This is a genomic window from Cognatiluteimonas weifangensis (assembly GCF_003416885.1).
GTDB classification, from domain to species: Bacteria; Pseudomonadota; Gammaproteobacteria; order Xanthomonadales; family Xanthomonadaceae; genus Cognatiluteimonas; species Cognatiluteimonas weifangensis.
Map to the genome: position 1 here is coordinate 22,853 of NZ_QVPD01000015.1, position 14,317 is coordinate 37,169.

Here is a 14,317-nt window from a genome sequence, read left to right on the forward strand (position 1 = left end):
CCTCCGCGGTGGCAGGAAGCCCGATGCTAGCAGTTGCGGCGCTTACTCATCCGCCGGCGGCGTCGGCGTGGAGTAGCGCACCGCAGTGGCGCCGCGGACGCTGCCGATGCGGGCGCTGGCGTGCACGTACAGCCGCACCTCGCGTTCGAACACCAGCGGCCCCTCGACCACCGCGTCCGGGCCGATCACGATCTTCGGCGCGCGCTGCCTGCCCAGGCGGACGTGGACGCCGCCGCGGTTCGGCTTGTCCACGCGGATCCCGCCCTTGACGTGCGAGCCCGCGCCCACGGTGATGTCGCCGCTCACGGTTGCGATGTCGCCGGCCAGGTCGGTGTCGACCAGGCCGATGCCGCCGTTGACGGTGGCGACATCGCCGCCGACGCGGCTGCCGCGGTCCAGGAAGATCGCGCCGTTGACGGTCTCGATGCCGGCCTCCACCTGCGCGCGGCGGCCCAGGCGGATGCCGCCGTTGACCGTGGACAGCGTCTGCGCGCGGACATCGTCCTCGCCGTGGATGCTGCCGTTGACGGTTTCCACGTCCGCGGCCTGCGCCCCGGCCTGCAGGCGGATGCTGCCGTTGACGGTCTCCAGGTCGCCGTAACGCTGCCCGGCGGTGGCGGTGATGCTGCCGTTGATCTTGTCGATGTCCTGGCCCTGGGCAAAGGCGGGCGCGGCGGCGAACAAGGCAAGGGCGAGGGCGAGAGCGAGGCGGGTACGCGGCATGGTCGGGTCAGTCCGGTGGCGGGGGTGTCCTGCTCGGATGCGACGGCGGCGCGCAGGGTTTAAGCGGTCGGCGCGTCCGCCGCAGCGGATGCCGGCAGTCTGCGGGGCTTCGCTACAATCGGCGCCTGTCCGAAGTCACCGGGACTTTCGCCTTGCCTGCAGCCAGCCCGCGCCCCAAACCCGTCGTCCTGCTGATCCTCGATGGCTGGGGCCACCGCGAGGACCCCACCGACAACGCCCTGGCGCAGGCCACCTTGCCGCACTGGCGGCAGTTGTGGGCGAGCCGTCCGCACACCCTGATCGAGACCTCCGGCCGCCAGGTCGGCCTGCCGGACGGGCAGATGGGCAATTCCGAGGTCGGGCACATGAACCTGGGCGCCGGCCGCGTCGTCTACCAGGACCTGACCCGGATCGACGCGGCGATCGAGGACGGCAGCTTCTTCGCCAACCCCGAACTGCATGCCGCCTGCCAGGCGGTGATCGACAGCGGCGGCACCCTGCACCTGCTGGGGCTGCTCTCGCCCGGCGGCGTGCACAGCCACCAGCGGCACCTGTTCGCGATGCTGGAGCTGGCGCAGCGCGCCGGCGTGGCGCGGGTCGCGGTGCATGCGTTCCTCGACGGCCGCGACACCCCGCCGCGCTCCGCGGAGCCCAGCCTGGCGGCGCTGCAGGACAAGTGCGCGGCGCTAGGCAACGCGCGCATCGCCAGCATCGGCGGCCGCTACTACGCGATGGATCGCGACCAGCGCTGGGAGCGCCTGCATCGCGCTTGGGACGCGATCGTCGAGGCCCGCGCCGACTACCGCGCGCTCGATGCGCAGGCCGCGCTGCTGGCGGCCTACGCGCGCGGCGAGAACGACGAGTTCGTCGCCCCGACCGTGATCGCGCCGGCCGACGGCGAGCCGGCACCGATGGCCGACGGCGACGCGGTGGTGTTCATGAACTTCCGCGCCGACCGCGCGCGGCAGCTGGCCGCGGCGTTCGTCGCCCCCGACTTCCACGGTTTCGACGCGCGGCGCCCGCGGCTGGCGCGCTTCGTCTGCCTGACCGAGTACGACGCGACCCTGCCGGCGCCGGTGGCTTTCGCGCCCGACAACCTCGCCCATACCTTCGGCGCGCTGCTGGCCGACCACGGTCTGACCCAGTTGCGCATCGCCGAGACCGAGAAGTACGCACACGTGACGTTCTTCTTCAGCGGTGGCCGCGAGGCGCCGTACCCGGGCGAGCAGCGCATCCTGGTGCCCAGCCCCAAGGTGGCGACCTACGACCGGCAGCCGGAAATGAGCTGTCCGGAGGTGACCGCGCGGCTGGTGGACGCGATCCGCGCGCAGCGTTTCGACGCGATCGTGTGCAACCTCGCCAACCCCGACATGGTCGGCCACACCGGCGACCTGCAGGCCGCGATCCGCGCCGCCGAGGCAGTCGACGCCGCGATCGGCGCGATCGTCGCCGCGGTGCAGGCGGTTGGCGGCGCGCTGCTGATCACCGCCGACCACGGCAACCTGGAGCTGATGCGCGATCCGGTCACCGGTCAGCCGCACACCGCGCACACCGTCGGCCCGGTGCCGCTGGTCTACGTCGGTGCGCGGACGGCGCGTCTGCGCGACGGCGGCGCGCTGCGCGATGTCGCGCCAACCCTGCTGGATCTGCTCGGCCTGCCGCCGCCGGCGGAGATGACCGGCCGCAGCCTGCTGCTCGCCGCCGTGCCGGGCGGGGATTGATGGCGCGCGCGCGCGCCGGCCTGGCGATCGCCGCGGCCCTGGCCGCGCTGGTGCTCGCCTTCGCCGTGCCCGCGCAGAACAGCCGCGACGCGCAGCGCAGGCTCGACCGCGCCCAGCGCGAGCTGCAGGCGGTCGCCGCCGAGCGCCGTCGGATCGAAGGCCAGCGCGGCGCCGCCTCGCGGCAGCTGCGCGCGGTCGACGAGCGCCTGGGCCGTTCCAGCCGCAGCCTGCGCGAGACCGAGGCCCGGCTGGCGCAGCAGCAAGCCGCGCTGGCGCAGCTGCAGCAGCAGCGCGCGGCATTGCAGTCCCGGCTCGGCGATCAGCGCCAGGCGCTGGCGCGATTGCTGCGCGCCGCCTACACCGTCGGCGGCGACGCGCCGCTGAAGCTGCTGCTGGCGCAGGACAGCGTTGCCGAGGCCAACCGCGTGCTGGGCTGGCACCGCTACCTGCAGCGCGACCGCGCGCAGCGCATCGCCGCGCTGGCCGCGGAGCTGCAGCAACTGGACGCGCTGGAGCAACGCATCGCCGAGCAGCAACGCGCGCTGGATGCCGCGCGTGCGAGCCAGCGCGCGCAGCTGGCGCAGCTGCAGGACGACCGCCAACGGCACGCGCAGACGGTCGCCCGGCTGGAGACGCGCTACCAGGACCGGCGCAGTCGCGAGCGCGCGTTGGGCAGCGACGTCGCCGGGTTGAAGCGGCTGCTGGCGCGGTTGCGCGCGGCCGCCGCGCGCGCCGAGGCCGAACGTCGCGCCGCCGCGCGACGCGCCGCGCATGCGCCGGGCAAGCCCGGGCAGGCGCGGCCCAAGCCGCCGCTGATCGCCAACGCCGCGCCGGTCCGGGTCGGCGGCCTCGGCTGGCCGCTGTCGGGCAGCCTGCTGGCCGGCTACGGCGGCACCCTGCCCGACGGCGGCCGCAGCGCCGGCCTGCTGATCGGCGCGCCGACCGGGGCCACGGTCAAGGCGGTCGCCAACGGCAAGGTGGTGTTCGCCGACTGGATGAACGGCTACGGCCTGATCCTGATCGTCGACCACGGCAACGGCTACATGAGCCTGTACGCGCGCAACGAGGCGCTGCTGCGCGACGCCGGCGACGACGTCAAGCGCGGCGACGCGCTCGCCAGCGTCGGCAGTTCCGGCGGCGCCGGGCCGCCGGCGCTGTATTTCGAGCTGCGCCGCAACGGCGACCCGGTCGATCCGCGGGTCTGGCTGCAGAAACAGTGAGCGCGCGGACGCGTGTGCGCGGGCGCGGTGCGCCGCGCCCGCGTGGCGCACGACGAGCACGCAAGGCGGCGCGGGCGTTGCAGCGGCGGCGCGCGACGGGCCCGCCCGTTCCCGGCCCGACGCGTCGGCGCCTCGCGTCTCCCGCTGCACACCCGTTCACCCGTTCCGTGGTCTGATGCTCCCCTGCCACTTCCGGAGTCCCGGCATGCGTTTCGCCCCCTTGTCCGCGCTGCTGGCCCTGGCGCTGCTCGCGCCCGCCCACGCCCAGCAGGCGCCGCCGGTGCCGGCGCCGGAGGTCGCGCCGCCAGGCTCCACCGCCGACGATCCCGACGCCGCGCCGCAGAGCGCCGACGCCGACGATCCCGACGCCGCTGAAGACGCCGCCAGCCAGGTGCCGCTGGCGCAGATCCGGCGCTTCGTCACCGTCTACAACGCGGTGCGCGCGGCGTACGTGGATCCGGTCGACGACGACCGCCTGATGCACGCCGCGGTCAAGGGCCTGCTGCTGGACCTGGACCCGCACAGCACCTATTTCGACAAGGACGATGCCCGCGCCTTCGACGAGGAAACCAGCGGCGCTTACGACGGCATCGGTGTGGAAGTGCAGCCGCAGGCCGACGGCAGCATCAAGGTCATCGCGCCGATCGACGGCACCCCGGCCGCGCGCGCCGGGATCAAGGCCGGCGACACCATCGTCGCGGTCGACGGCAAGCCGCTGCAGCCCGGCGACGACGGCCAGGGCCCGCTGCGCGGCAAGCCCGGCACCCGGGTGGTGCTGACCCTGCTGCGCGAAGGCGCGGCCAAGCCGTTCGACGTGACGGTGATGCGCGAAACCATCCGCGTCGCCAGCGTGCGCGGCCGCCTACTGGAGCCCGGCTACGGCTATTTGCGCATCGCCGCGTTCCAGGCCGACACCGCCGCCGATTTCGAGACGGTGCTGGCGGACCTGCAGCGGCAGGCCGGCGGCGCCACCCCCGGCCGGGGCCTGCGCGGGCTGGTGCTGGATTTGCGCAGCAATCCCGGCGGCCTGCTGGTGTCGGCGGTGCAGATCGCCGACGACCTGCTCGAGCGCGGCGGCATCGTCAGCACCCGCGGCCGCATCCCGATCAGCGACACGCAGTTCAGCGCCACCCCCGGCGACCGCCTGCACGGCGCGCCGCTGGTGGTGCTGGTGGACGCCGGCTCCGCCAGCGCCGCGGAGGTGCTGGCCGGTGCGCTCGCCGACAACGGCCGCGCCCGCATCGTCGGCAGCCGCACCTTCGGCAAGGGCTCGGTGCAGACCCTGCTTCCGCTGAACAACGGCGACTCGGTCAAGCTCACCACCGCGCGCTACTACACCCCCAGTGGCAAGTCGATCCAGGCGCGCGGCATCGAACCCGACGTGGTGCTGCGCCCGGCCGGCGACGCCGCCAACGGCGGCAAGCCCGACGTCACCGAAGCGACCCTGCCCGGCCACCTGCGCGGCGACGGCGAAGCCGAAGCCGGCAGCCACGCCGGCGACGTCCTCGACGGCGACGCGCCGATCGCGGCGGCGCTGGCGGAGCTGAAGCGGATGGTGGGGAAATGATGCGTATCCGCTGACGGGTTCGGCCTTCCCTAGTTGGCGAGGGCCTCGGTGTCCAGGCTGCCGACGGGCGACAGGTAGCCGCAACAAGATCACCTATCCCACCGGCGACAGCACCGTCTGGAATGCGACCAACATCACTTACGTGCCGGTGGCGACGGCCGAGTACGGCATCGCAGCAGAGCATTGGCGGCAGACTGTCAGCACCGGCAACGGCCGCAAGGTCACCTACTACGATGCACTGTGGCGCCCGCTGCTGGTCCGCGAATACGACGCCGGCAATGTCGCGGCCACCGACCGCTACACGGCCTACAGCCATGACGCGCTGAACCGGCAGATTCACGCGGCGTATCCGGTGGCCGTGGCGCCCACCAGCAACGCCGGCAGCTGGACCCTGCCCGGCGTGCACACAGCCTATGACGCCCTGGGCCGGGTGACATCGGTGACCCAGGACTCCGAGCTGGGCCCGCTGGTGACGACCACGCAATACCTGAGCGGATTCCAGACCCGGGTGACCAACCCGCGCGGCCACGCCACCACCACCCAATTTGTGGCCTACGACCAACCCGCGTACGACCAGCCCACGCGGATCGACGCACCGGAGAGCACGACCACGCTGATCGCGCGCGATCCGTTCGGCAAACCGATGTCCATCACACGCGGAGCGACGCCATGAGGCGCCGGGCAGGGGAGCATTCGAGCCTACGGTGGTGGGGCGGGCTGCTGGCTGCGACGTTGTGGCTGCTGACCTTGCCGGCGCTGGCGCAGCAGGCCGAACCAGCCGGCGACGGGGTGACGCCTTCGGCGATCTGCATCGACTGCGAGCCGGATCCGCCGCCGGCGAATGTAGCGCCGTCCGTCAGCCTGACCGCGCCCACGTCCGGCCAGACGTTCGTGACCGGCAGCACCGTGACGCTCGCGGCCACGGCCAGCGACAGCGATGGCAGCGTCAATCGGGTGGAGTTCCTGGTCGACGGCGCCGAAGTCGCGCAGGACACCAGCAGTCCCTACAGCGTCGCCTGGACCGCCACCACCGGCAGCCACACGGTGCAGGCGCGGGCCGTCGACAACCTCGGCGCGACGAAGACGACCACGGCGATCAGCATCAGCGTCAACGCCAACCAGCTCCCGGTGGTGACGCTCACCGAGCCCGACGGCGGCGAGCACTACGTGACCGCCAGCAGCGTGGCGTTCACGGCCACGGCCAGCGACGGCGACGGCAGCATCAACCGGGTGGAGTTCCTGGTCGACGGGGCGGAAATCGCGCAGGACACCAGCAGCCCCTACAGCGTCAGCTGGACCGCCGTGGCCGGCAGCCACACGGTGCAGGCCCGCGCAGTGGATAACCTGGGCACCAGCCGCACGACGACGGCAGTCACGGTCGCGGTGGCGGCCAATACCGCGCCCAGCGTGGCGCTGACGGCGCCGGTCAACGGGCAGACCTTGCTGCCCGGCAGCGCGGTCGCGCTCACGGCCACGGCCAGCGACCTGGAAGGCAGCGTCAACCGGGTGGAGTTCCTGGTCGACGGGACGGAAATTGCCCAGGACACCAGCAGCCCCTACAGCGTCGTCTGGACCGCCGCGGCCGGCAGCCACAGCATCGCCGCGCGCGCGGTGGACAACCTGGGCGCCAGCCGCACGACCACGGCGATCACCGTTACCGGCAGGTTCGCGGGCACGCTGGCCGGCGCCACCCGCGAGTACGTCTACGACCAGTATCAGCGGCTGTGCAAGGTGATCGAGCCAGAGACCGGCGCCACGCTGATGGGCTACGACGGCGCCGGCAACCTGGCCTGGTCGGCCAGTGGGCTGCCGGCCGCCACGCCTTGCGACGCGGAAGGCGATACCGCGGCCATCCTGGCGCGCAAGGTGGTGCGCCAGTACGACGCCCGCAACCGGATCGTGACGCTGAGCTTCCCGGACGGCCAATCCGATACTACTTACGCCTATACGGCGACCGGGCAGCTTGCCAGCGTGACCGCACTCAACGGCGGCACCAATCCCGTTACCACCCAGTACAGCTACAACCGGCGCGGACTGCTGGTGCGCGAGCAATTGGTGTGGAGCGGCGTGCTGAACTGGCCGGTGGACTATGCCTACAACGGCAACGGCCACCTGTCCGCGCAGACCTGGCACGGACTCGGCGTCGCCTACGCCCCCAACGCCCTGGGCCAGCCAACCCAGGCCGGCAGTTACGCCACCGGTGTGAGCTACTACCCCAACGGTGCCTTGAAGCAGTTCACCTACGGCAACGGCATCGTCCACACGCTGACCCAGAACGCCCGCGGCCTGCCCGAGCGCAGCACCGACGCCTACGGGACCACCAAATTCCTGGACGACGCCTACGACTACGACGGCAACGGCAACGTCGCGGCCGTCAGCGACGGCGCCAGCGGCCGCAACCAGCGTGGCAATCGCGACATGAGCTATGACGGGCTGGACCGGCTGACGACGGTGGTCTCGCCGATGTACGGGGCGACCGGCGCGGCCTACGGCTACGACAGCCTGGACAATCTGACCCGGGTGGTTCTGTCGGACCGCAACCACTACTACTGCTACGACGGCAGCAACCGACTGACCAACGTCAAAACTGGCGGCTGCAGCAGCGGTGCCACGGTGATCGGCCTGGGTTACGACGTGCAGGGCAATCTGGCCAACAAGAACGGCACGCTCTACACGTTCGACCTGGGCAACCGGCTGCGCACCGTGGGACCCAGTCCGGCCAGCAGCTATGTCTACGATGGCCAAGGGCGGCGGGTGCGGGATACCGTGGCCGGCAGCAGCAAGTACAGCCAGTACACCCTGTCCGGGCAACTCGCGATGACCGGCGACGAACGCGCCGGGACTGTGGACGAGTATGTTTATCTTGCCGGCAGCCTGTTGGCGATCCGGGAGCGCGACACGGCGACCAACACCTATACGGTCCGCTACCAGCACACCGACGCGCTGGGCAGCCCGGTGGTGGTGACCAACGGTTCGCGCGTGGCGCTGGAGCCGACGCGCGAGTACGAGCCCTACGGCCGGCAGCTGACGCCGACGCCCAAGGATGGGCCGGGGTACACGGGGCACGTGTACGATGTGGCGACGGGGCTGAATTACATGCAGCAGCGCTATTACGACCCGGACATTGGAAGAACGCTCTCGGTCGATCCGGTGACGGCCTACGAAGGCGACATGAGGCACTTCAACCGTTACGCCTACGCCTACAACAACCCTTACAAGTTCACCGATCCAGATGGACGGTGTCCTGTCTGTCCGTATGCAGGGAAAGCACTTGTCGGTGGGGCCACTGAAGCACTAATGCAGCATTACGGCGATAACAAAGATTGGGGTGACCTGGACTGGACCGATATTGGCATCGCGGCAGCCGGTAGTGCCGCCTTCCCGGGTCTTGGAGAAGGCGGTAAAACCGTATTGAAGAATGGTCCTAAGCTGCTTCGAAATGCCCGCGCAATTCAAGTGTTAGCTGGTAAGGCTGCAAATACCGTGAATAGGGCAAAGAAATTATCAGCCGCAATCACTAGAAATGTGAAACAGGCAACCAAGGCTGTTGGAGATACGGTGGAGACAGCTGGCAAGGTTGTTATTGCGCACGTTCTTGTCGATCTTGCAAAGATGGTTAACGACCCGCCACCACCACCACCACCACCGCCGCCGCCGCCACCCCTGCCGCCTGAGCAGCGGACACCTGCAAAATAGAACCAGCCTCAATCAAGGTGGTATTCGTGAAGAAGATACTGTCGTTAGCTGTCCAAATTTTGGGGCTAAGTTTCATGCTCTACTTCTCTCACGCATTGGTAAATGCGGTGGGCCTGATTTGCACATTCATATTGGTAATCTTTTTTTTCATCGGTATTCGAGCTGCAGCCTTGTACATCCTTAGATTTGGCATGGTTGATGAGGCGAACAAAGGGGACGGAGGCAGTCCGACCCTATAAGCACAAGGCCCGCATACGCGGGCCTTGTCGTTTCTGCAGGTTGTGATGCGCGTTATCGCGCAGCTTGTGCAAGCAGCCGGAATCAAAGGCGCGAACAAGGGGACGGAGGTAATTGGTCAAAAACGGGACGGAGGAAATTAATCCGCGCCCATGAAGTACAAGGCCCGCACCGTGGAAAAACAGGGGTCAGAGTGGTATTTCTCATTCGCTGTTGAGAAACCCTACCCTGACTCCTGTTTTGCGAGCGCAGTACCGACGCCTACGGCACCACCAAATTCCTGGACGACGCCTACGACTACGACGGCAACGGCAACGTCGCGGCCGTCAGCGACGGCGCCAGCGGCCGCAACCAGCGTGGCAATCGCGACATGAGCTATGACGGGCTGGACCGGCTGACGACGGTGGTCTCGCCGATGTACGGGGCGACCGGCGCGGCCTACGGCTACGACAGCCTGGACAATCTGACCCGGGTGGTTCTGTCGGACCGCAACCACTACTACTGCTACGACGGCAGCAACCGACTGACCAACGTCAAAACTGGCGGCTGCAGCAGCGGTGCCACGGTGATCGGCCTGGGTTACGACGTGCAGGGCAATCTGGCCAACAAGAACGGCACGCTCTACACGTTCGACCTGGGCAACCGGCTGCGCACCGTGGGACCCAGTCCGGCCAGCAGCTATGTCTACGATGGCCAAGGGCGGCGGGTGCGGGATACCGTGGCCGTCAGCAGCAAGTACAGCCAGTACACCCTGTCCGGGCAACTCGCGATGACCGGCGACGAACGCGCCGGGACTGTGGACGAGTATGTTTATCTTGCCGGCAGCCTGTTGGCGATCCGGGAGCGCGACACGGCGACCAACACCTATACGGTCCGCTACCAGCACACCGACGCGCTGGGCAGCCCGGTGGTGGTGACCAACGGTTCGCGCGTGGCGCTGGAGCCGACGCGCGAGTACGAGCCCTACGGCCGGCAGCTGACGCCGACGCCCAAGGATGGGCCGGGGTACACGGGGCACGTGTACGATGTGGCGACGGGGCTGAATTACATGCAGCAGCGGTATTACGACCCGCTGATCGGGAAGTTCCTGAGCACCGATGCAGTCAGCGTTGATTCGGTCACGGGTAGAAATTTTTGTCGCTATTGTTACGCGACCAACAATCCTTACAGATTTATCGATCCTGATGGTCGGCAATCAGCCCCGTTTCCTGTGTGGCCTGTTCCTGGCCACTACCAGTTGAACCACGCAGACAAGCCTCGCGAAGGTGAGGGTGCGTTTGGCACTCCAAGAAACACCGCAAGCGGACCATCTACCCACACCGGAATTGACATACAGGCCCCAGTGGGATCAGCCGTAGTTGCCGCAGATGGTGGAACCGTCGTAAACCAACAACCGAATCCCAGCAAGACATACGGGAACCAGGTTGTGATTAACCACGGTGATGGCGTTTACACGCAATCGGCGCATCTCAACAGTGTCTCGGTCAAGCCTGGGGACACGGTGACAGCTGGGCAAGAAATTGGAACTATAGGGACTACCGGAAATACACCTAAGCAAGGCGATTCGCATTTGCATTTCGAGGTGCGGATAGACGGTCCTGCGCCTAGGGTTGCGGGTGGCACCGTCGTTGATCCCATGAAGTATTTGCCGCCGCCGCCACCACCGGAGACATCCAGGCCTCCGTCGCCCCCGCCAATTCAATAGGCTTAAATAATGAGGTGGATAGTGATGAGGATTTCTTTGATCATCGCCAGCGCGCTTTTCTTGTTGGGTACAGCGTGTGCGCCTGCCTGGAATGCCAGGGCGGGCACTGCGGATTTTGGGAGACTTCCTATTGGCGCTAAACCTACTGATCTAAATATTTTCGTTACTTCTGACTGCGAACAATCGGTGCATGGATTTGATGATTGTTCTGCTAAAGATGCGGAGGGCAGAGAATATGCCTTCTTTAATGGCGTCTTATCGAAAGTATCTGCAAAAAAGGCTGAAGCAACCGATCATCTGGCGCTGCCTGCCAATTTGATGTTTGGAGAAAATATTAATTTAAGCGCTCAAAAAGTTTCTCGTGCTTTCGGAGTGAACTTGGACCGGGCGCCTTCGCCAGAAGGCCTCACGGCGTACAGCTCAGATTTTGTGTTGCGTTCGTCGGCAGGGGTAATGTATTCAATAGAGCTGTCTGCTGATAAGCAGGAAAATTTAGTCGAAATTGTTGGGCGGACTGATTTTTAAGCGATGCAAAGAGATGTCGCTAAGACTGGCGGTTTACTTTTCTTGCTTTCCGTATGAGGCGATAGGTTGCCTGTTTGAAAACAGGGGTCAGAGTGAACTACCCGCATTCCACAGACGAGATTAAAGGGGGCGGAGTGGACTGCCCCTGCTTTTTCCTAGCGCGGCTTGGCCGGCAGCGGGAACGGGGTGACGACCTTTTCGCCGGTGGCCGGGTCGCGGATCGCGGGCTGGCCTTTCTTCGCGACTTCCTCGATCCGGATCACGCTCTGCATCGGCAGGTGCAGCACGCGGGTGTCGCCGAACTCGTCGCGCAGGCGTTCCTCGGTGGGGTCGACCAGCACGCCGTCGCGCAGGTCGAACACCAGCTCGCCGACTTCGGTGAAGCCCCACAGCGCGCTGCTGGCGACGTGGCGCGCGTACAGCTCGTAGACGCGGCCGTGGTTGTGGAAGGTGATCTTGTACAGCGGCTTGGCCATGGCGCGGATTCTAGCGGGGATGCGTGGGGGCAGCGGCAACGGCGATGCTGCATCCCTTCCGTCTTCCGCCGCGGGCGGGGCATGGCGGGGACGCGGGCCCCTCAGTACCCGCGCTGCTTGCGCAGCCGCCGCGCGATCGCCGCGCGCACGAACAACGCATACAGCACGCCGAAGGCGAAGCCGGCGATGTGCGCGGCCCAGGCCACCGCGCCGAACGCCGGGCCGATGTAGGCGAACACCACCTGCAGCAGCACCCAGATCCCGATCAGCAGCGAGGCCGGCGCGCGCACGAATTCCAGGAACAGTCCCAGCGGCAGCACCACCCCCAGCCGCGCGCGCGGGAACAGCGCCAGGTAGGCGCCGATCAGCGCCGACACCGCGCCGCTGGCGCCGACCACCAGCCGGTCCGGGGCGCCGATCGCCAGCACCGCGGCGAGGTTGGCGACCGCGCCGCCGAGCAGGAACAGCAGCAGCAGCCGCCAGGCGCCCATCACCCGCTCGGCCGGCAGCCCGAAGATCAGCAGGAACACCAGGTTGCCGGTCAGGTGCGCCCAGTCGGCGTGCAGGAACAAGGCGCTGAACAGGCGCAGCCAGTGGCCCTCGCTCCACAGCGCCTGCCAGGTGGCGGCCAGCGCCGGGCCGCCGGTGAGCGCGCCCCAGTCCAGCAGCCACAGCCGCCGCGCCGAGGCCGGCCGGGTGCTGGCCCACAGGTAGGCCAGCCACAGCAGCGCAAACAGTACCGGCGTGGCCCAGCGCAGGCTCGGGCGGCTCCGGGTAGGCAGGGCGACGAACATCGCAAGGGTCCGAGAACGGCGGCCAGGGTGGCGGCCTCGCCAAGATACCGTTTCGCAAGGGAAAACGGACGGTTTGGGGGGCAACCGTACGGAGCCGGACGGTCTGTTACAAATCGGTTAAAGGCAGGCTATAGTGCCGGCAACGTCGTACGTCGGGAGGGGGCTTCCGGCTGTGCGGAACGGGCGAATCCTCGTCTGCCGCGCCACGACAGGTACTACCGACCAGCACTCCGGAGATCGTGCACATGCAGACCGTTTCCCGCCACACCTTCAGCGCACTGGCGCTCGGCATCGCCGGAGTCCTGGCGTTCGGCTCGGCCGACGCCAGCGGCTTCCAGATCCGTGAAAACAGCGTCAAGAACATGGGCCGCGCCAATGCCGGCACCACTGTCGCCTGGGGCGACGCCTCGGTTGTGCTCAACAATCCCGCGGCGATGGTCAATCTCGACAAGACCACGCTGCAGGCCGACGTCACCATGATCGACCTGACCGCCGACTTCGACGGCGGCGGCACCACCGCGGTCGGCACCCCGCTCAGCGGCGGCGACGGCGGCGATCCGGGCGACGCCACGCCGGTCCCGGCGATGGCGGCGGTGTTCCCGCTCAGCGGCAGCCTGGACAATGTCACCCTGGGCGTCAGCGTCAGCGCGCCGTTCGGCCTGAAGACCGAATACGACCCGACCTGGGCCGGCCGCTACAGCGCGATCAAGTCCGACGTGAAGACCGTCGACCTGACGATGTCGGCCGCGATCGCTTTCAGCGAGCGCTTCTCGGTCGGTCTCGGCCTGATCTTCCAGCATTCCTCGGTCACCTTGTCCAACGCGGTCGATTTCGGTACCGCGCTGTGCGCCGGCTCCGGCAATCCGCTGAACTGCTTCAATCCGGCGTATCCGTTCCAGCCGCAGGGTTCCGACGCGCTGGCCACGGTCCAGGGCAGCGACAACGACTGGGGCTGGGTGGCCGGCATGCAGTTCCGCGCCAGCGACAACCTGGTGCTCGGCTACGCGCACCGCTCCGAGGTCCACCACACCCTGACCGGCGATGCGACTTTCGACCACTCCGATCCGCGGGTGCCGGCGACCTTCGGCCTGCTGGGCGTGAACACCTACGACAACGGGCCGATCTGGGCCAACCTCGACACCCCGTCCACCGACACTGTGAGCGTGCGCTGGGATGTCAACGAGGACTTCCGCGTGCTGGTCGACGCCCAGCTCACCGGCTGGAGCTCGCTGTCGGCGGTGGACATCTACCGCACCGGCGGCGCCCAGCTGGCGCACGAGCCGTTCAACTGGGAGGACACCTGGTTCTATTCGGTCGGCGGCGAGTGGGATTTCAGCGACGCCTTCACCTTCCGCGCCGGCGTGGGCTTCGACGAGACCCCGACCAACGATGCCGCCCGCACTCCGCGCCTGCCCGACAACGACCGCATGGTCTACACCCTGGGCATGACCTGGAACGTGTCCGAGGCGTTGAGCGTGGATGCGGCCTACATGCGCGTGCAGATCGATACCCCGAGCATCGACACCACCTCGTCCAGCGGTGCGCGTCTGGTCGGCGACTTCGACGGCTATGCCAACCTGCTCGGCGTGTCGGCGCAGTACCGCTTCTGATCGATCTCGCGCAACGATGCAAGCAAAAAGCCCCGCTTCGGCG

10 protein-coding genes and 1 pseudogene are annotated in these 14,317 nt (G+C 67.9%); 8 read left to right on the top strand and 3 right to left on the bottom strand.

The features are described from left to right. Positions 1-42 precede the first annotated feature (42 nt). Entirely contained in the window at positions 43-723 is a 681-nt protein-coding gene (locus D0Y53_RS11695; RefSeq protein ID WP_117203503.1) for a DUF4097 family beta strand repeat-containing protein, read from the bottom strand. Between the two features lie 152 nt (positions 724-875). Between D0Y53_RS11695 and gpmI the strand changes: the two genes are divergently transcribed. From gpmI to D0Y53_RS12740, 7 genes and pseudogenes are all read left to right on the top strand, one after another. After that, entirely contained in the window at positions 876-2,444 is a 1,569-nt protein-coding gene (gpmI, locus tag D0Y53_RS11700) for a 2,3-bisphosphoglycerate-independent phosphoglycerate mutase (RefSeq protein ID WP_117203504.1), read from the top strand. After that, entirely contained in the window at positions 2,444-3,664 is a 1,221-nt protein-coding gene (locus D0Y53_RS11705) for a murein hydrolase activator EnvC family protein (RefSeq protein ID WP_117203505.1), read from the top strand. Before gpmI ends, D0Y53_RS11705 begins: the two co-directional genes overlap by 1 nt. 205 nt (positions 3,665-3,869) lie before the next feature. After that, positions 3,870-5,216, top strand: a pseudogene (locus tag D0Y53_RS11710) (S41 family peptidase); the annotation flags it as partial. A gap of 157 nt (positions 5,217-5,373) precedes the next feature. Next, positions 5,374-5,904, top strand: coding sequence for a hypothetical protein (locus tag D0Y53_RS11715; RefSeq protein WP_117203507.1), 531 nt, complete (start codon positions 5,374-5,376; stop codon positions 5,902-5,904). A gap of 59 nt (positions 5,905-5,963) precedes the next feature. Continuing rightward, the gene (locus tag D0Y53_RS11720; RefSeq protein ID WP_117203508.1) at positions 5,964-8,927 is read left to right on the top strand and encodes an RHS repeat domain-containing protein; all 2,964 of its coding nucleotides are present in this window, start codon (positions 5,964-5,966) and stop codon (positions 8,925-8,927) included. 517 nt (positions 8,928-9,444) lie between these two features. Further along, positions 9,445-10,869, top strand: a complete 1,425-nt coding sequence (locus D0Y53_RS12915; RefSeq protein WP_484481996.1) for a peptidoglycan DD-metalloendopeptidase family protein — start codon at positions 9,445-9,447, stop codon at positions 10,867-10,869. Positions 10,870-10,893: 24 nt separating this feature from the next. Further along, a complete protein-coding gene (locus D0Y53_RS12740) occupies positions 10,894-11,394 on the top strand; it encodes a hypothetical protein (RefSeq protein ID WP_233511768.1) in 501 nt (166 codons plus the stop codon). A 155-nt stretch (positions 11,395-11,549) separates the two neighbouring features. On the opposite strand, the gene D0Y53_RS11730 is transcribed toward D0Y53_RS12740, so the two are convergent. Together D0Y53_RS11730 and D0Y53_RS11735 are read right to left on the bottom strand one after the other, a co-directional pair. Continuing rightward, positions 11,550-11,870, bottom strand: a complete 321-nt coding sequence (locus D0Y53_RS11730; protein ID WP_117203509.1) for a DUF1820 family protein — start codon at positions 11,868-11,870, stop codon at positions 11,550-11,552. Positions 11,871-11,971: 101 nt separating this feature from the next. Beyond that, positions 11,972-12,664: a rhomboid family intramembrane serine protease gene (locus D0Y53_RS11735; protein WP_117203510.1), complete on the bottom strand. Its 693-nt coding sequence runs from the start codon at positions 12,662-12,664 to the stop codon at positions 11,972-11,974. Between the two features lie 245 nt (positions 12,665-12,909). Here D0Y53_RS11735 and D0Y53_RS11740 point away from each other — a divergent pair, with 245 nt between their 5' ends. Beyond that, entirely contained in the window at positions 12,910-14,274 is a 1,365-nt protein-coding gene (locus D0Y53_RS11740) for an OmpP1/FadL family transporter (protein ID WP_117203511.1), read from the top strand. Positions 14,275-14,317 lie beyond the last annotated feature (43 nt).